Raw genomic sequence first — 17,571 nt, forward strand, 5'->3', positions numbered from 1 at the left:
TTTAGAAGTTATTTAATCATCCAACCATAAATTTCGATAAACTTTATTTTTATCATAATCATTGGCTTGTTTTTCGATGTTAAAATACAGATTTCCTCTTGGATCATTACCAACACCAGCTAAATAAGCCCAATTGCCCCAATTATTACTCACATCATAATCAATAAGTTGTTCTTCAAAATAAGCTGCTCCATAGCGCCAATCCAATTTTAAATCATTGCATAAATAACTTGCTACATTTTGACGCCCGCGATTGCTCATGAATCCTGTTAATTTCAATTCTAACATATTGGCATCAACAAAATCGACACCTGTTTGTCCATCAATCCATTCCTGAAGTTGCTTTCTATTATGCTTATTAACCGTAATTCCTTTGTCTTGAATTCCCGCTTGTTGGAAAAATTTAATGTTGTATTTTTTCATCATAAACCTAAAATAATCACGCCATAACAATTCAAAAACCAACCAATAAGTCGATTCATTTTCTTCGTATTTCGTTTCATATTTTTTTAATTCTTGATAGATGAATCTTGGCGAAATACAGCCCATGGCCAACCAAGCAGAAAATTTAGAAGAATAATCAGCTCCAACCAATCCGTTTCTGGTTTCTTTATAGTTAGAAATACATTTAGATTCAAAAAAATAATGATTTAACCGTTTTATTGCTTCCGATTCGCCTCCTTTAAAATGGATAGCAGCTCTTTTATCAATTGTTGTAAATTCTAAATCTAATACTTCCAAAGAAGGCAAATCTACAGGTTCAATTTCAAGAGATTTTATTTGAGTTGGTGCGACAAATGCGTTTCTTATCATAGCATCTTTCTCCGTTTTTTTTCTAAAATTAGTGAACACATCCGGAATGTCTTTGATAGAAAATGGCAAATCTTCTGCGTGATACAAGGTGCTTGTGCTAAAAGTTTGGAGTTCACATCTTACTTTAAAAAGTTCAGCTTGAACTAATAACTCGGTTTGCTTTTCTTCATAACAAACTTCTTTTTTCGCAAAGACTTTGCTTGCTTTGAAACGTTGTACAAGTTTAGGTATTTCAATTTCCGGTTTGCCTTTCAAAACAATAAGTCCAGAACCAATTGCTCTTAAACTCGCATCTAAATCAATGAGTGATTCCAATAAAAATTGAGCTCTAAAACTTCCTGTTTTTTTAAACCCAAAATCGGTTGTTGTAAAATGAGATTCATCAAAACAATAAAACGGGATAATAAATTCGCTTTGAGCAATTGCTTTACTCAAGGTTTCATTATCGTGTAAACGTAAATCTGTTTTAAACCAAACGAGTGCAGTTTTCATAATTCATTTATATTTTTCAAATAATAATCGGCTTGTTCTAATAGTGCTGTCTTGGTTTCCGGTTTCATTTTTCGCCAAACATTGTACATCATTCCAATTCTTGGATTTTTGCTTAATTTATCTTCATTTCTGTCATAAAAATTCCAATACAAACTATTGAATGGACAAGCTTTTTCTCCGGTTTTCAAGTCTTTTTTATAAAAACAACTGCCACAATAATTACTCATTTTATCAATGTAAGCCGCAGAACTTACATACGGTTTTGTACCTACAATGCCACCATCGGCAAACTGGCTCATGCCTCGAGTATTCGTGATTTCAACCCATTCAATGGCATCAATGTAAATTCCTAAATACCATTCATCTAATTCGTCAGGATGAATTCCGGCTAAAAGCGCAAAATTTCCTGTTATCATCAACCGCTGAATATGATGTGCATAAGCATATTGCAACGATTGGGAAATAGCATCTTTCAAACAATTCATCTTTGTTTTCCCTGTCCAAAACCAATCTGGCAATTTCTCTTGATTATTGAAAAAATTCATAGTAGCATATTCAGGCATCTTGAGACAATAAATCCCACGCATGTATTCGCGCCAACCAATTATCTGACGAACAAAACCTTCCAATTGATTGTACTCAATTTCGTTAGGTCTTTTTTTCCATTCTTGTATAGCCTTTTCAATAACTTCTTGTGGTGAAATCATTTTTACATTCATAGAAAATGAAATCCGGGAATGGTATAATGACCATTCATTTGGAGACATCGCGTCTTGATAACTTCCAAATAATGGCAAGCATTGTTCAAGAAAAAAATCTAATAATTCTAGAGATTGTTTTCGGTTAATGGGCCAAACAAAATTGGCAGCATCAATAGATCCGATTGTTTTTATATTCGTTTTCTGTATCTGATTAAAAATTTCAGTAACATCATTATTAAAAACTAATGGTAACGTTGGTTTGTGATTTTTAGGTAACTTTTTTCGATTATCGCCATCGTAATTCCATTGACCTGTTGCGGGTTTATCGCCCTCCATCAGCACATTATGCTTTTTTCGAAGCATGCGATAAAAACTTTCCATCAAAAAGGTTTTCTTACCTTCAAAGAAATTTCCAAGTTCGTTTCGAGTGGTGAAAAAATGCTCCGAATCGACAACTGAATTTGAGATTGTGATTGATTTACAGAGATTTTTTAAAATAATATCAACTCTATATTCATCTGGAAGTTGATATTCAAAGCAAGTAAAGTTGTGTTTTGAAATTAGATTTTGAATATTTTTTTCAAATGATTGTAGGTTGTCATTGTCATTTAATTTGATATAAATCACTTGATGCCCTTTCGATTTTAATTCCAAATAAAAAGCTTGCATCGCTTCAAAAAAACCAACTACTTTCTGAATGTGATGCGTGGCATAATCGGTTTCAGTTCTGACTTCCATCATTACATAAGTAACCGAATCATCAATGGTATCAAACCAAGAATGATTACTGTTAAGTTGATCTCCGAGAATTAACCGTATAGTTTTAAACATATTCTATTTTTATTTGCCACTAATTCACAGATTTTGATGACTATTAATCTGAGAATCTGTGGCTATTTAATTTTATTCATTCTGCATTTATCACTACAATATTTGACTTCGTCCCAAACTTTCTCCCATTTCTTACGCCAGGAAAAAGGTCGGTTACAAACCACGCAAATTTTGCTGGGTAAGTTTTGTTTTTTAACTCCGTTCATTATTGGTATATATTTTTTTCCGTTTCCATTCAATGGCTACTGAAGAACCTTCGGCTATAAAAACAGCAGTTGGTTTTGTTTCGTTTAAAACAGAAAAATCGTTGCTATACATCGCTTTAAAATCGCATGCAATTTCATAATCTACAACTTCATGAATCTTCCAACTGGGATGATGCAAGCGATATTCTTCAGTGGTTTGCTCATTAATTTTGGTGTAGCCATAATAATGTTCGTAGATAAACTTTTCCAGTGAATCCTTTTTCATTTGATGAGATGACATCCTGTTTTCGACATAAATGCTATTCCACTTTTTTTGGACCAACCATTCAAATTTTATTTTTTGGTTGATGGAATCTTTGACAATGCTGTGTTTAGTGGGAACAACGGTGTAATGTTCTTTGTATAATTTGTTAGCTATCCAAGCCACTATCTTATAAGGAATAGTTTCGTTGATAAAAACCACGCCTCGCTTTACTAAATCTGATTCAGTTCGAGTAACGTAAAATCGCAGGTTAATTTCCTCGAAGGTTCCCAATTTTGGAATGGACACATTGAATAGTTTCGTTTTTTTAAACATAAAACCAACTAGACTAATGTAAGCTTTACCTTCAAACAAATCAAGTTCAACTCCTTTGGGTAAATAAGGCATCAAAATTTCCGGGGCAATTTCATAATTAACCATGATGATGTTTTCCCAGTTGGCTTTTAAAAATATATTCATTTGGATTTATTTTTTTGCTGTTTACTTCTCGAAACTGCCTTTGAGCTATTGACATGTTTTTTTAAAATGCGTTTTCCTTCTTCTTTTACATCTTCCTTCATTCGGAAACTCCAAACAATATCACTAGCAAATTTTCGGGTTGCATCAATATCAACAATCGGAAATGGATAATCTTTACCTATTTCGCAATTATAAAATTGTTGTTCAATAGCATTCATTTTCCTGGGTTCGTGAATTAATTCTATCGGAATTTCAGCCAATTCGGGCAACCATTGTTTAATAAAAATTCCGTCTGAATCGTGTTCTTCTGAGTTCTTTATTGGATTGTAAATTCTGATGGTATTAATTCCGGTTGTTCCGGATTGCATTTGCAATTGTGGATAATGAATTCCGGGTTCATAATCTAAAAACTGTCGTGCTAAAAAATGTAATTCGCGCCAATCTTGCCACAAATTGAAAGTAAAAAATGAAACTACCATAGCGCGCATTCGGAAATTTAAATAACCTGTTGCTACAACACATCGCATGCATGCATCAACAATTGGAACTCCGGTTTTGCCTTCCTGCCAAGCTTTTATATATATTTCATTTTTGGGTTTTACCAATGAATCGTATGCTTTGTTGATGTTTTCAAATTCCATTCGGCATTCATCTTCAAATTTTTGGATGAAATGACAATGCCAGTGTAAACGAGAAACAAAATTGAGCATTGCTCTTTTATTGGATGAACTTTCATAAAACTGATTGGTATATTGATACACCATTCGCATGCTGATATTACCATAAGTTAAATAGGGTGATAATCTGCTACAACCTTTTCTGCTCAAATTGGGTTTCGAAATGTGCTTGCTGTAATTAACATGACGCTCTTTTACAAAACTATCTAAATACCGCCAAGCCCAATATTCGCCACCTTGCTGGAAATTTTTATGGCGAGTTGTAATTTCTTTTGGAAGTTCATTTCCTTTTAATTTTTTGTAAAAATCAGCTTCCAAAGTTTCGATTTTTAGCTCATTTAAATTGATTGCTTTGGGTTCAGCCCGCATGACATTTTCCCAACGTTTATCCCAATCTTTTCTAGATATTAATTTACGGATAACTCCATGCATTTGAGATTGTTTCCAAAAAATAGCATTTTCATCAAAAAAAGATTGCATGGCAATATCTCTGTCAAAAGTGACTTTGTTGCCAATTTCTTGATGAGAAAAAACTGTTTTCACATCATAAATAGTTAGTAATTCTGTAAAAACAGAAGGCACTTCATTGTAAAAAAAATAAATTTCGCAATCAACTGATTTCAGTTTGGCTTGCATTTCTTGTAATGATTCATAGATAAACCGCCAATGACGAACATCCGAATCATCGTAAGCCATTACTGATGGCTCAAAAAAGTATACTAAAAGAATTGGAATATTTTCTTGCTGTGCCATAAAAAGTGGTTCGTGATCTGTAAAACGTAAATCACGTTTGAACCAAACAATATTGACAGCTTTTTTAATCAATTTTAAGTAATGATGTAATTTTTTTATCGGGTTTTGCGTAACTTAATCGGTCTAATTGGACTGTTTTGTGATAACTATCCAACCCTGAACAAGTGATGGTATTTGCTTTTTCTAAATCGACAAAACCATCTTTATGTAAACAATTTTCAGGTATGTAAATTTGAATTATTTCGCCAATAATCAAAATGGTATTATTGATAGAAATGTCTATTTTCTCTTTAAATTCGATGCCCAACTGAATTGCAGATTCGGTTACAAAAGGTGCAAAAAAGTTATTCTTGTATTCGGCTTTCAATCCAGTAGCATCAAATTCAGATATTTCTTTATCGTATCTAGCCGATGTTTGGTGTGCTTGTTTATATGTAGACTCGTTTATATGATTTACGGTATAAAAACGAGTATTTAAAATATTTCTCATGGTATCACGCTCTGGTGGACTTGGACGAAAAATCATTCCGATTAAAGGTGGATTCGCACCAATATGAAAAAATGAACTAAAAATACCCAAATTAGTTTTTCCTTGATTGTCAGAAGTACCAACCAAAGCAACACTTTTGAATCCACCTAAACTATTTATAAGATGTACTCTAAGTTGTTTTTCTAATTTATCTATTGACGCTGTATTGAAATATATTTTGTTGCTCATGTTCCGAATTTTATCAAAAAATAGTTTCTTTTTTGTGAAGTAAAATCCACTTTTTATCGCTGTTTAGTTTAAAAGTACCGATGTGTTCTTTGTTCCATTCTTGTGGGGCTATTAAAGAAAGAAAATGAATTCCGTCATCTCCTCTGTAACAATGATATATTTCACCAACGACAGGTTCAAATGAAAATCTGGCACTGTAAACTAATTCGTTCCACTCAAATTCTTCAATTAAATTTTGGTACTGAGTTTTGAGTTCGTTGAACTTACTTTCGAATTCTTTATTCACATTAGTTATACCTCTGCTTTTCCAGGAAACTAAATCATCAACTCTGATTACGGGTGCACCAACGCTTGAAGCATAAGGCAACAAACTGGCATTATATCCTTCTGTATCAGAATAGACTATATTGTCTGGTTTTTTATTTTCCATGTATTAACGCTTTGAGATTTTATTATTTGAAATGGCTCTTTGTCTGTTACATTTGAATCTATCAATGTCATCTACTCGTTTTGCGGTGTGCTTTGTTTTACAATTTTCAACACGTTCTCGCCAAAGTTTGTAACTTCTAAATTTCAATTCTTTTTTCATTAACGCTTTGACATCAGCCTCAGATAAACCAAATTGAAATTTTATAGCATCAAACGGAGTTCGGTCTTCCCAAGCCATTTCTATGATTCTATCGATTTGAATTTCATCAAATACTTTATTTTCAATAGTAGCAATAATTGATTTCAAAATATAATTGTTTAATCTTTATATAAAATTGTTGAACAAAAGTAATATTTTTTTCTGTTCCAGAAGTATTAAAAAATAAAAAAATAAGTTAATTTTCATTAAACTGTGCTTAAATAATATGCTTATTTTTGCTCAAAATGTAAATACACTATGGAGTTTATCGAGGCCAACGGTTACCCTATTTATTTTGGAGAAGATGAATATCAATCACTAAATAAATTTATTGAAGAAAAAAACTATTCCAATATATTCATCTTAACAGATACGAACTCTAACGAATATTGTTTGACCAAATTTCTCCCTTTTTTGGCTACTGAAAAAACGATTGAAATTATAGAAATTGAGCCAGGTGAAAGCGAAAAAAACATTACCACTTGCGTAGAAATTTGGAACATTTTAACAGAACTTGGTGGCGACCGAAAAAGTTTGCTGATTAATATTGGTGGCGGTGTAATTACTGATATTGGTGGATTTGTAGCTTCCACATTTAAAAGAGGAATTGATTTCATTCACATACCAACAACATTGTTAGCGATGGTTGACGCTTCTGTTGGTGGCAAAAACGGAGTTGATTTGGGCAACCTAAAAAACCAAATTGGAGTTATCAACGTGCCAAAAATGGTGCTTATTAACACAGAATATTTATCAACTTTACCCCAAAATGAAATGCGATCTGGTTTCGCTGAAATGGTAAAACATGGTTTAATTCATGATCAAATATATTGGACTCATTTTAGAAATTTACAATCTGCTCAGCATGATTATTTACCACAATTAATCCATCGTTCTATTGAAATTAAAAACGAAATTGTGATGCAGGATCCAACAGAGAATGGGATTAGAAAAGCATTGAATTTTGGACATACTTTAGGTCATGCCATCGAGAGTTATTTTTTGGAAAACGAAAACAAAAAAACCTTGTTGCATGGAGAAGCTATTGCTGTAGGAATGGTATTGGAAAGTTATATCTCTTGGCAGAAAGGACTTCTTTCGGCAAAAGAATATTTAGAGATAAAAAATATGATTACTACTGTTTTTGAAACCATAGTTTTTGAAGAAAATGATATACAACCTATACTCGATTTACTTATTCACGATAAAAAAAATGAATATGGTAAAATACAATTTGCATTACTTGACGGAATTGGAAATATAAAAATCAATCAAGAGATTGAAAATGAATTAATTATAAAATCTTTTGCCGATTATAAAAGTTAACATAATTTTATTCCAAGTAGTTGCATTTCGAATATATTATTTTTTACATTTGCCCTAATGAAAAAAAGTGTCAACACTTCTGTTTACAGCATTTATAGTCAAGAAACTAACCTAAACTTCTTCACTGCTTCTAATCATTTTTACATACTCAAAAATGATTTGATGGCTTTGTGTTCGCCAATCACTTTTTTATTTCAAGAAAAACTTCCTATTATTTATGCCAATATTAGAGTTTGAATTCCATATTATTTTGTTTTATAAAATAATTTAATCTCTAATTTTCTACTGCCAAATGAATACTAAATATTTCGATTTAATCAACCAAACGTTCTACTTTCCTCAAGAAGAGTTTACTTTAAACAAAGAAAATCAGCTACAATTTCACCATATCGATTTGATGAAATTAGTAGAACAATATGGTACGCCTCTAAAATTCACTTATTTACCGCAAATTTCCAACAACATCAATAAAGCTAAAAGTTGGTTCAGAAAAGCGATGGAAAAAAATAAGTATGAAGCCAAGTATTATTATTGCTATTGTACTAAAAGTTCCCATTTTAGTTTTATAATGAATGAAGCTTTTAAAAACAATATTCATATCGAAACGTCTTCGGCATATGATATAAACATTGTAGAAAATTTAATTGGTCAAGGTAAAATAACCAAAAGCACATATATAATTTGCAACGGCTTCAAAAGAGAACAATATATAGAAAACATTGCCCGATTAATTAACAACGGCTTCAATAAAACGGTTCCAATTATTGATAATTATGAAGAATTAGATTTGTTGCAGGAAGCTATTGATGGCAAATTCAAAATAGGAATACGTATTGCAGCTGAAGAAGAACCAAAATTTGAGTTCTACACCTCTCGTCTTGGAATTGGCTACAAAGACATTGTTCCTTTTTACAGAAAACAAATTCAAGAAAATAAGCAAGTTGAGTTAAAAATGCTCCATTTCTTTATCAACACCGGAATCAATGATACTGCATATTATTGGAATGAATTGGTTAAATGTATCAAAGTATATGTAGCACTAAAAAAAGAATGTACAACTTTGGATAGCTTGAATATTGGTGGTGGTTTTCCAATCAAAAATTCCTTAGCATTTGAATTTGATTACCAATATATGATTGACGAAATCGTGAATCAAATCAAAATCTCTTGTGATGAAGCAGAAATTGATGTTCCTCATATTTTTACCGAATTTGGTTCTTTTACTGTAGGCGAATCTGGTGGCGCTATTTATCAGATTTTATATCAAAAGAAACAAAACGACAGAGAGAATTGGAACATGATTGACAGTTCATTTATCACCACTTTACCCGACACTTGGGCAATTAACAAGCGTTTTGTGATGCTGGCAGTAAATCGTTGGAATGATACATATGAAAGAGTTCTTTTGGGCGGAATGACTTGCGATAGCGATGATTATTACAATTCTGAGCAACACATGAATGCTGTGTATTTACCGAAGTACAATAAAGAAAAACCATTATATATTGGCTTTTTCAATACTGGAGCATATCAGGAAACCATTGGTGGTTTTGGTGGATTACATCACTGTTTAATTCCACAACCCAAACATATTTTGATTGACCGCGATGAGAATGGAATATTAGCTACTGAAATATTCTCTGAACAACAAAGTTCTGATGACGTACTGAAAATATTGGGCTACGATAAAAAGTAGTTGCTTTTTTCATTGTAAAAATCGTGTTCATGAAATAAAAAATGTAAAAAAAATAGTTTGTAATTATAAAAAAAATAGGCTTTCTTTGAACCACAAACTATAAGTAAAATCGTAAGCGCGGCAAATTGTTGAATCGCAACAGAATAAAACAAGAAACTTAAAATGAGTAAAGGACCAATTAGTCAATTTATAGAAAAACATTACCTTCATTTCAATGCAGCAGCACTAGTTGACGCTGCAAAAGGATATGAAGCACATTTACTTGACAATGGTAAAATGTTGATTTCACTTGCTGGAGCCATGAGTACAGCTGAGCTGGGAAAATCATTAGCCGAAATGATTAGACAAGATAAAGTACATATTATTTCTTGTACTGGGGCTAATTTGGAAGAAGACATTATGAATTTGGTAGCTCACAATTCTTATAAAAGAGTTCCAAATTATCGTGATTTAAGTCCGCAGGAAGAATGGGATTTATTAGAGAATCATTTCAATAGAGTTACTGATACTTGTATTCCCGAAGAAGAAGCGTTCCGCAGATTGCAATCGCATTTATATGACATTTGGAACAACGCCAACTCAAAAGGAGAACGTTATTTTCCACATGAATTCATGTATCAAATGATCAATTCGGGTGTGTTAGAACAATATTATGAAATTGACCCAAAAGATTCCTGGATGGTTGCTGCAGCCGAAAAGAATTTACCGATTGTAGTTCCAGGTTGGGAAGACAGCACTATGGGAAATATATTTGCTTCTTATTGTATCAAAGGAGAATTCAATGCGACCACGATGAAAAGTGGAATCGAATATATGATGTGGCTAGCCGATTGGTATCCAAAAAATTCAACCGGAAAAGGTTTGGGCTTCTTTCAGATTGGTGGCGGAATTGCCGGAGATTTTCCAATTTGTGTGGTACCAATGCTGTATCAAGATATGGAAATGCATGAAGTTCCGTTTTGGAGTTATTTTTGCCAAATATCAGACTCAACTACCAGTTATGGTTCTTATTCAGGAGCTGTTCCTAATGAAAAAATTACCTGGGGAAAATTAGATATTCATACACCTAAGTTTATAGTTGAATCAGATGCAACTATTGTTGTACCTTTAATCTTTGCTTACTTACTAGATTTATAAAATGTTTTTTTATGAGAAGAATTATTGTAGATTATGCTAAACTAACCGGTGACATTCTGAATTTATTAGTAGATAAGTTTCCAGAAGGTTACGACGATTCTGACATCATTCGTTTTAGAAATGCTCAAAACGAATTGATTGAAGCTGTTGAAGTCAAAACAGAAGACACTATTTACCTGGTAAAAGTGAGTACAAAATTGGCTAGTCGTATGGAAAAATATGACGAGGAAGATATTGACTCTGTTGTGGAACCAATTGATCCAATCAAAGGATTAGATGATGATGAAGATGCATTAACTGAAAGTGAAGATGATGAAGAAGAGGATTTATTAAATGACAAAGGTGGGACCGACGATGGCGACGATGACGATGACGATGATGATTTTGAGACCTCAGATAACTTTGTAGAAGACGAAGACGAAGACGACGAAGAATAGAACAAAGCTTTAAGTTAGAAGCGTGAAGTATAAAATATAAAATCCCAAATTCAATTGAGTTTGGGATTTTATATTTTAAATGAATTGACAAATTCTTCGAGCTTCCCAGCTTATAAGTTACAGCTTAAAGATATCTTTCCTCAAAAACCCTTTGATGATGATTTTGATGTCCAATGATAGTAAATCCTAATGCTCTAACCGAAATTTGATTATGCGAAGCGATTCCTATTCGCAATAATTCTTCGTTTGAAAATGATTTGAATAAAGATAAAGTGGCTTGTCTGACAACAGCCATTTCAGTCAATAATTCTTGAATGCTTCTTTTTGTAGCATTAGCTTGGTCAACATAATCATTCTCTTCAAATCCTGCTAATTCGGTTTTGTCGTTTCTGGCAAAGCGTAAGGCACGATAAGCAAATATTCTTTCAGCATCAATCAAGTGTTGGATAATATCTTTAATCGTCCATTTTCCTTCAGCATATCGGTAATCAAATTTATCCAACGGAATATTTTGAACAAATTTTATAAAGCGGTGCACAGAGATTTCAAGTTCTTCAATAAGTGTATATTCAATGGAAACTTGGTTAATATAAGTACCAAAATTTCCTGCGAATTCTTTAGGTTGTAAATCGGATTGTTTCATGTAAATGATTTATTTGTGAAGCAAAGTTCACTATTTATTTTGTAAAAGCCTATGAAGAATATCTGTTCTTTTATAACTTTTTAGTTTGATATAAAGCCATCATCTCTTTTGCTTTTTCGGTTTGACCAATGCTTTCTAATGACTTAGCATATCTAAAATAGTAAACAGGTTCTAATTCATCAGGGCAAAATTCAAATAGTTGTGAATACCATTTGGCAGCAGTAACTAAATTGTCAGCAAAAAAATGATAATCTGCTACTGCCATTAGCATTTCTTCTGTTTTGTAACCTTTCTGTAAAACTCTTTCGTAGTTTTCTATTATTTTTATTTTGGCATACTGCAATTTCCCATCTGGAACAACTGAAATAACTTTAACAGGCTTTATAACATTTGCCGAAGTTGTAACAGCAGTAGTTGTCATTTTTTCTATAACTGGCAACTCTTCTTTTGGTTTAACATTTACATATTTTGGTTTTACAACTCTAGTATTGTCTGGCCCCAATTCATTTTTATCAACCAAATCTATATTTGAAACGGTATAAGTTGTTTTTCTACCACCAAATTTCATGTTTATTGTTTCTTCAACATCATAACCTTCAATTGCAACTTCATTTTTGGAAGTCTTATCGGATTTTGGTTGTACTTTTTCCGTTTTTTTAGTATGGGGCATTTTATCGTTCTTTTGTGAAAAAACACTTAGAAAGAAAAAACTGGCTATTAAGAGGAATGCAATTTTTTTCATATTAACTCAATTAAGATTATTGGCAACATCAAAAAACCTCATCTAAGTTACGAAAACATAATGCTTCTTTAAATTTTTAAACAATAAATTATATTAAAAGACTTTATTGAGTTAGAAAAAAAATCATTTACTATGCTGAATTCCGGCTAGCATTTGTATTTCCAAAAAGTGATCGCGTTACTAATTTTTCATATACATTAAGTAACTTTTCGTCAATTTTTTTATGCTTTTTCATTTCATTAATTTGCGAAGAAGCATATTGCTGAATTGCCAGTAAAGGCAATACAATTTGTTCTCTAACTGCAATAGAGGCTTTACCATCAGGATAGTTTTCCATGAGTTCTTTATGTCCCGCAATTTTAAGCAACAACCTTTTGGTATCTAGAAATTCATCATAAATGATTTGCCAAAATTCACCAAACTCCTTATCTTCTTTCATATAAGCAGTTAATGGAAAAAAAGATTTTGCTAAAGACATGGCTGTATTTTCTAAAAGTGTTCTAAAAAATAAAGAGTCATCATAGAGTGTTTGCACTTTTTCCCATTGGTTTGTTGCTTCAAAATGTTTTAAAGCGGTACCAACACCAAAAAATCCGGGCACATTTTGTTTCATTTGACTCCATGCACTCACAAATGGAATGGCTCGCAAATCAGCAAAATTAAGTTGTTCAGATGCATTTCTCTTAGAAGGACGACTGCCAATATTCGTTTTTGAATAATATTTCAGCGTGCTCATTTGTTCCAAATAGGGAATAAACTTTGGATGCGATTTGAAATCAAGGTATTTTTGATAGCCAAGATTAGCAAGTTCATCAATTATTGATTTGTCATAAGCTGAAAGATTATTTTCGTCTTTATTAAAAACCTGATTTGCAACACCTGCACTCAACAAGTTTTCTAAATTGTAACGACAAGAATCCAATGTTCCAAAATTGGAACTAATTGTTTGCCCTTGCACTGTAACTTGTATTTCCTGATTTTCTATAGTCGAACCTAAGGACGCATAAAACTTGTGTGTTTTTCCACCTCCACGAGCTGGTGGACCGCCTCGACCATCAAAGAAAATAACTTTGATTCCGTGTTTTCGAGAAACTTCTGTTATGGTTTCTTTGGCTTTGAATATACTCCAATTTGCCATTAAATAACCTCCATCTTTGGTTCCGTCAGAAAAACCAAGCATCACCGTTTGCTTATCTTTTCGATGTTTAATGTGATTTCGATAGGCTGTATTTTCATACAATTGCTCCATGATTTCGTTTGCATTTTGCAAATCGTCTACCGATTCAAATAGCGGAACAATATCAACAGTTGGACTTTCCCAGTCCAATAATCGAAACATGGCAAAAGTTTCAATAACATTTAGAGCACTTTCGTTGTTACTAATTATATATCGATTGCAACCTCTTTCCCCATTCTGTTTTTGAATTTCACGCATCAACTTTATAGTGTCAAGCGTAGATCGTGTTATTTGATTTTCAAAAAAATGATTGTTCAAATTAAATTGGAGTTTTGAAATAAAATCCATTTTATTTTCTTCGGAAAATGTATCAAAATCATTCGGAAAATAAAGTGTTTTCTCCTTTTTTAAAAAATCTAAAATATCATTAAAAACTTCATTGTGAATACGACTATTTTGACGAATATCTAAATCAGCAAAATGAAAACCAAACTGATTTATTTTTTGCAATAACATATTTATTTCATCCAAATACAAAGACTGATGCTCATTAATTATAATTTGTTTTATAATATTTAGATCATTATTTAACTCATCTAAAGAAATAAATAATTCACCTTGAGAATAAAAAACCGAACGATACAGCTTGTATTCCAAAGTGGCAATTATCGTATCAACTTGGTTGAAAGTTAATTTTCGCTTTAAAGCCCTTACATCAAAATAATAACATTTGAGTATGGAAGTTCGTAGTCTTTTGGCAACTTTTTCAGTGATTTCGGGAGTTACAAACGGATTTCCATCTCTATCGCCACCAGGCCAAAAACCTAAATTAATAATAGGATTTTCGATGATGTTACCATCAAATATATTTTTTTGCATATACTGCATCATCTCTCCAATAGTTTGATAAAAAACATTTTCGAGATACCAAATCAAACTCACAGCTTCATCGTATGGTGTTGGTTTTTCCTTTTTGATGAAAGGTGTTTTACCTAATTGTGCTAACAATTGTTTGATTTGCAATAAGTCGTTTTGGCGAATGGCTTCGGTCAAATCAGTGATTATGCCCAGAACTGAACCTGGATAAAATTGTGTAGGATGAGCCGTAAGCACAGTTCGAACGCTAAAGTTTTCCAAAAATTCAATTAGTTCTTCATGCTTGTCCTTAGCTTCTGATTTTTCTTTAATGTCGCGCAACGATCCTCTACCTTCAAGGTTATTTACAACCGAGAAAGCAGCATCTTCGATAGCATCAAAAAGCACAATTTGACGTTCAACATATTGAATAAATCGAAACATTAAATCGATTTTCATTTCATCTGAAGCATTATCTAAATACTTTTCGGAAAAGAAATCTACAATCTGTTTTGGTGACCAATTCTTTTTAAAACCTGTTTCACAAACTTCTGAAAATAATGGTAACAAAACGCCTGTATTATCAATAGCATCAAAAGGTAACGTTATAAAAACGCTATTATATATATGGTACTTGGATAAAACATTTTGGTTGAAACGCTCAATTTTTGGTAAAGTATACATGGCTAAAACTTTAGGCATTAAATTAGTAAAAAAAAACCTCATTCGATGTTAAAGAATGAGGTTAGAATTATATATCAATAATAGTTCTTAGTCTAATTCTTGGAAAATGGTATGCATCAAACGTTTTTTGTCGTTTATGCTTTCTTCTAATGAAATCATAGTTTCTGTTCTGTAAACACCATCAATATCATCAAGCATAAAGATTACATCTTTAGCATGTTTGGTATCTTTTGCTCTAATTTTACAGAAGATGTTGAATTTTCCTGTAGTTACGTGAGCTACTGTCACATAAGGAATTTCACTGATTCTTTCTAAAACAAATTTTGTTTGAGAAGTGTTATTCAAAAACACACCAACATAAGCAATAAAAGAATAGCCAAGTTTTTCATAATCTAAAGACAATGAAGAACCCATTATAATGCCTTGGTCTTCCATTTTCTTTACCCTAACATGCACAGTTCCTGCTGAAATTAACAATTTTTTAGCAATATCAGTAAATGGAATTCTGGTATTGTCAATCAGCATATCTAAGATTTGGTGGTCTACTTCGTCTAATTTAAACTTACTCATAAAATATATTTTTATTAAAACCCAATTTTAAAATTTAAAGTTCAAAAAAGAATAACTAACTACTTGATATTTCCGTTAACTATTTGAATACTTTTTCCTAAATAAAAGTTAGCTTTCTTATCTAAAATAGGAAAATTACTTTCGCCGTCGTAATAGGTTTCGTCTCTAGCGTCAATTTCTATATGACCAAAATAATTTTCTAAATTATCAATTTGAGCAATCACTGCTTCAAAAGTTACTTTTTCGTTATTTAGAACTTCTTTGAACTGAGCAGCAAAATTGATAATTTTTTTGTTATTATCATAATTTATTTTAACATTTTTATAAACAAAATCATAAAAAACGACTTTATTTTGCGAAATTTTTAGGTAATTGCCAATTTCGTTGAGAACTATATCGTTTTCGTTTAAAAACTTGATTCCCGAAACTAAAGCGATAAAAATATATTTTCTGGAAATTTCTCTTTCATAATCGTTGGCAAAATGTCCTGCTTCAAAAAGTATTGTTGGCACATTTAAATATTGAAATGTATCTCCAACACAATTTATATTAAAAGAATCGTCAAACCGACCAACTTGATTTGGAATAAATTGCTGCAAAGTATTGTTCATCGACACAATTATATTCATAGCTTTAATACGAACTTCATTGAGATCTCGATTTTCATTATAAGCTGGCGCTAAAAACGAAACTGTAGCTGAATGTCCTGATTCTCCGGCACCATAAATAGTACGCTGGTCATGAAGATTATAACAATAATTGGGTTTAAATGCTTCGAATTCTTTTCTTAAAACTACACTTTCTGGTTGTGAAAGGTTTTGGGCATCACGGTTTAAATCTATTCCGTTGGCGTTTTCTCTGGTATATAATTTTGCTCCGTCAGGATTGAGCATCGGTAACAAACAAAAAGTAAAATTGTCTAGAAAGGAGTTGCTTTCTGTAGTATTAGAATCCAAAAAATTAATAAAATCAAATAGCGCTTTGGTTGTGGTGCTTTCGTTTCCGTGCATTTGTGACCACATTAAAATTTTATTTTTTCCAGTTCCGAACTGCAATTTGTATATCGGTTTACCCAAAACAGATTGACCAATAATTTCAGCCTTTTGTTTTAAAATCAAAGATTCAATATGTTGCAATGTTATATAGCGACCGGAAATTGATTCTTCTTTGTATTGTTTATGCAGTTCTAAATAATTCATTTGTTTGGTTTTAAACTTCAAATCCTCTTTCTGGGTTTTTGCCTTTAACTCCTTTATAGAAAGGTAAAATAACTTTCATATCTTCTTCATAATTGCCCGTTACGGTAAAAGGATTACCAACTTTAACTTCCTTTTTGCCATAATCAAAAGCAACAGGAATAATAGGAACGTTTGCTTTTAGTGCAATATAATAAAATCCAGTTCGCAGTTCAGTTACTTTTTTGCGTGTTCCTTCGGGCGATAATGACAATCGAAAGGTTTCATGTTTACTGAATATCTCGGCAGTTGCATCTACGTTATTTTTGCCACCACTTCTGTCTAATGGTGCACCACCAACACTTCTAAAATAATAACCAAACGGAAAAACAAACAATTCCTTTTTGCCCACAAAGTTGATTTCAACATTCATTATTCCACGAACCAACAAGGCAATAAAAAAATCAACATTCGCAGTATGCGGAATAACGATAACAACGGACTTTTTGATTGACTTGTCAAGTGTGCCAATCAATTTCCAGCCAAGTAATTTAAAGAAAATAAATTTATAAAGTTGCTGCTTCATTCG

At 32.1% G+C, this 17,571-nt stretch carries 19 protein-coding genes; 5 read left to right on the forward strand and 14 right to left on the reverse strand.

What is annotated here, in order from left to right; all coding sequences use genetic code 11:
• Positions 1-12 precede the first annotated feature (12 nt).
• The 8 genes from QWY90_RS09425 to QWY90_RS09460 all read right to left on the reverse strand — a co-directional run bounded on the left by QWY90_RS09425 (position 13) and on the right by QWY90_RS09460 (position 6,651).
• The gene (locus QWY90_RS09425; RefSeq protein ID WP_290285640.1) at positions 13-1,305 is read right to left on the reverse strand and encodes a DASH family cryptochrome; all 1,293 of its coding nucleotides are present in this window, start codon (positions 1,303-1,305) and stop codon (positions 13-15) included.
• Positions 1,302-2,837 (reverse strand): cryptochrome/photolyase family protein, encoded by a 1,536-nt coding sequence (locus QWY90_RS09430; protein WP_290285641.1) that lies wholly within the window; start codon positions 2,835-2,837, stop codon positions 1,302-1,304. Before QWY90_RS09430 ends, QWY90_RS09425 begins: the two co-directional genes overlap by 4 nt.
• A gap of 62 nt (positions 2,838-2,899) precedes the next feature.
• Positions 2,900-3,043, reverse strand: coding sequence for a DUF2256 domain-containing protein (locus QWY90_RS09435; RefSeq protein ID WP_290285642.1), 144 nt, complete (start codon positions 3,041-3,043; stop codon positions 2,900-2,902).
• A complete protein-coding gene (locus tag QWY90_RS09440; protein WP_290285643.1) occupies positions 3,030-3,764 on the reverse strand; it encodes a YqjF family protein in 735 nt (244 codons plus the stop codon). Before QWY90_RS09440 ends, QWY90_RS09435 begins: the two co-directional genes overlap by 14 nt.
• Positions 3,761-5,266: a cryptochrome/deoxyribodipyrimidine photo-lyase family protein gene (locus QWY90_RS09445; RefSeq protein WP_290285644.1), complete on the reverse strand. Its 1,506-nt coding sequence runs from the start codon at positions 5,264-5,266 to the stop codon at positions 3,761-3,763. Before QWY90_RS09445 ends, QWY90_RS09440 begins: the two co-directional genes overlap by 4 nt.
• Positions 5,259-5,912, reverse strand: a complete 654-nt coding sequence (locus QWY90_RS09450; RefSeq protein WP_290285645.1) for a flavin reductase family protein — start codon at positions 5,910-5,912, stop codon at positions 5,259-5,261. The genes QWY90_RS09445 and QWY90_RS09450 overlap by 8 nt, the downstream gene beginning before the upstream one ends.
• Before the next feature lie 13 nt (positions 5,913-5,925).
• Positions 5,926-6,342, reverse strand: coding sequence for a DUF2452 domain-containing protein (locus QWY90_RS09455; RefSeq protein ID WP_290285646.1), 417 nt, complete (start codon positions 6,340-6,342; stop codon positions 5,926-5,928).
• A 3-nt stretch (positions 6,343-6,345) separates the two neighbouring features.
• On the reverse strand, positions 6,346-6,651 hold the full coding sequence (locus QWY90_RS09460; protein ID WP_290286958.1) for a TIGR03643 family protein: 306 nt from the start codon (positions 6,649-6,651) through the stop codon (positions 6,346-6,348).
• A 147-nt stretch (positions 6,652-6,798) separates the two neighbouring features.
• Here QWY90_RS09460 and aroB point away from each other — a divergent pair, with 147 nt between their 5' ends.
• From aroB to QWY90_RS09485, 5 genes are all read left to right on the forward strand, one after another.
• A complete protein-coding gene (gene aroB, locus QWY90_RS09465) occupies positions 6,799-7,866 on the forward strand; it encodes a 3-dehydroquinate synthase (protein ID WP_290285648.1) in 1,068 nt (355 codons plus the stop codon).
• Positions 7,867-7,923: 57 nt separating this feature from the next.
• The gene (locus QWY90_RS09470; protein ID WP_290285650.1) at positions 7,924-8,103 is read left to right on the forward strand and encodes a hypothetical protein; all 180 of its coding nucleotides are present in this window, start codon (positions 7,924-7,926) and stop codon (positions 8,101-8,103) included.
• A 55-nt stretch (positions 8,104-8,158) separates the two neighbouring features.
• Positions 8,159-9,562 (forward strand): type III PLP-dependent enzyme domain-containing protein, encoded by a 1,404-nt coding sequence (locus QWY90_RS09475; protein ID WP_290285652.1) that lies wholly within the window; start codon positions 8,159-8,161, stop codon positions 9,560-9,562.
• Between the two features lie 162 nt (positions 9,563-9,724).
• Positions 9,725-10,699, forward strand: coding sequence for a deoxyhypusine synthase family protein (locus QWY90_RS09480; protein ID WP_290285653.1), 975 nt, complete (start codon positions 9,725-9,727; stop codon positions 10,697-10,699).
• A gap of 11 nt (positions 10,700-10,710) precedes the next feature.
• Entirely contained in the window at positions 10,711-11,136 is a 426-nt protein-coding gene (locus tag QWY90_RS09485) for a DNA primase (RefSeq protein WP_290285655.1), read from the forward strand.
• Between the two features lie 124 nt (positions 11,137-11,260).
• Here QWY90_RS09485 and QWY90_RS09490 read toward each other — a convergent pair whose 3' ends face one another.
• The 6 genes from QWY90_RS09490 to QWY90_RS09515 form a co-directional block, all read right to left on the reverse strand.
• Entirely contained in the window at positions 11,261-11,779 is a 519-nt protein-coding gene (locus tag QWY90_RS09490; protein ID WP_290285656.1) for a DinB family protein, read from the reverse strand.
• Positions 11,780-11,849: 70 nt separating this feature from the next.
• On the reverse strand, positions 11,850-12,449 hold the full coding sequence (locus QWY90_RS09495; protein ID WP_290285657.1) for a tetratricopeptide repeat protein: 600 nt from the start codon (positions 12,447-12,449) through the stop codon (positions 11,850-11,852).
• Positions 12,450-12,651: 202 nt separating this feature from the next.
• Positions 12,652-15,237 (reverse strand): phosphoenolpyruvate carboxylase, encoded by a 2,586-nt coding sequence (locus tag QWY90_RS09500; protein WP_290285658.1) that lies wholly within the window; start codon positions 15,235-15,237, stop codon positions 12,652-12,654.
• Positions 15,238-15,324: 87 nt separating this feature from the next.
• On the reverse strand, positions 15,325-15,807 hold the full coding sequence (locus tag QWY90_RS09505; RefSeq protein WP_290285659.1) for an Lrp/AsnC family transcriptional regulator: 483 nt from the start codon (positions 15,805-15,807) through the stop codon (positions 15,325-15,327).
• 59 nt (positions 15,808-15,866) lie between these two features.
• Positions 15,867-17,006, reverse strand: a complete 1,140-nt coding sequence (locus QWY90_RS09510) for a M14 family metallopeptidase (RefSeq protein WP_290285660.1) — start codon at positions 17,004-17,006, stop codon at positions 15,867-15,869.
• Between the two features lie 10 nt (positions 17,007-17,016).
• Positions 17,017-17,568, reverse strand: coding sequence for a 1-acyl-sn-glycerol-3-phosphate acyltransferase (locus tag QWY90_RS09515; RefSeq protein ID WP_290285661.1), 552 nt, complete (start codon positions 17,566-17,568; stop codon positions 17,017-17,019).
• Between the last annotated feature and the right edge of the window lie 3 nt (positions 17,569-17,571).

The sequence above is a fragment of the Flavobacterium paronense genome (assembly GCF_030409795.1).
GTDB lineage: Bacteria > Bacteroidota > Bacteroidia > Flavobacteriales > Flavobacteriaceae > Flavobacterium > Flavobacterium paronense.

Excerpts from the sequence above, each read along its gene's own strand:
- QWY90_RS09425 (WP_290285640.1), bottom strand. The coding sequence starts at position 1,305 with ATGAAAACTGCACTCGTTTGGTTTAAAACAGATTTACGTTTACACGAT.
- QWY90_RS09430 (WP_290285641.1), bottom strand. The coding sequence starts at position 2,837 with ATGTTTAAAACTATACGGTTAATTCTCGGAGATCAACTTAACAGTAAT.
- QWY90_RS09435 (WP_290285642.1), bottom strand. The coding sequence starts at position 3,043 with ATGAACGGAGTTAAAAAACAAAACTTACCCAGCAAAATTTGCGTGGTT.
- QWY90_RS09440 (WP_290285643.1), bottom strand. The coding sequence starts at position 3,764 with ATGAATATATTTTTAAAAGCCAACTGGGAAAACATCATCATGGTTAAT.
- QWY90_RS09450 (WP_290285645.1), bottom strand. The coding sequence starts at position 5,912 with ATGAGCAACAAAATATATTTCAATACAGCGTCAATAGATAAATTAGAA.
- QWY90_RS09455 (WP_290285646.1), bottom strand. The coding sequence starts at position 6,342 with ATGGAAAATAAAAAACCAGACAATATAGTCTATTCTGATACAGAAGGA.
- aroB (WP_290285648.1), top strand. The coding sequence starts at position 6,799 with ATGGAGTTTATCGAGGCCAACGGTTACCCTATTTATTTTGGAGAAGAT.
- QWY90_RS09470 (WP_290285650.1), top strand. The coding sequence starts at position 7,924 with ATGAAAAAAAGTGTCAACACTTCTGTTTACAGCATTTATAGTCAAGAA.
- QWY90_RS09475 (WP_290285652.1), top strand. The coding sequence starts at position 8,159 with ATGAATACTAAATATTTCGATTTAATCAACCAAACGTTCTACTTTCCT.
- QWY90_RS09480 (WP_290285653.1), top strand. The coding sequence starts at position 9,725 with ATGAGTAAAGGACCAATTAGTCAATTTATAGAAAAACATTACCTTCAT.
- QWY90_RS09485 (WP_290285655.1), top strand. The coding sequence starts at position 10,711 with ATGAGAAGAATTATTGTAGATTATGCTAAACTAACCGGTGACATTCTG.
- QWY90_RS09490 (WP_290285656.1), bottom strand. The coding sequence starts at position 11,779 with ATGAAACAATCCGATTTACAACCTAAAGAATTCGCAGGAAATTTTGGT.
- QWY90_RS09495 (WP_290285657.1), bottom strand. The coding sequence starts at position 12,449 with ATGCCCCATACTAAAAAAACGGAAAAAGTACAACCAAAATCCGATAAG.
- QWY90_RS09500 (WP_290285658.1), bottom strand. The coding sequence starts at position 15,237 with ATGTATACTTTACCAAAAATTGAGCGTTTCAACCAAAATGTTTTATCC.
- QWY90_RS09505 (WP_290285659.1), bottom strand. The coding sequence starts at position 15,807 with ATGAGTAAGTTTAAATTAGACGAAGTAGACCACCAAATCTTAGATATG.
- QWY90_RS09510 (WP_290285660.1), bottom strand. The coding sequence starts at position 17,006 with ATGAATTATTTAGAACTGCATAAACAATACAAAGAAGAATCAATTTCC.
- QWY90_RS09515 (WP_290285661.1), bottom strand. The coding sequence starts at position 17,568 with ATGAAGCAGCAACTTTATAAATTTATTTTCTTTAAATTACTTGGCTGG.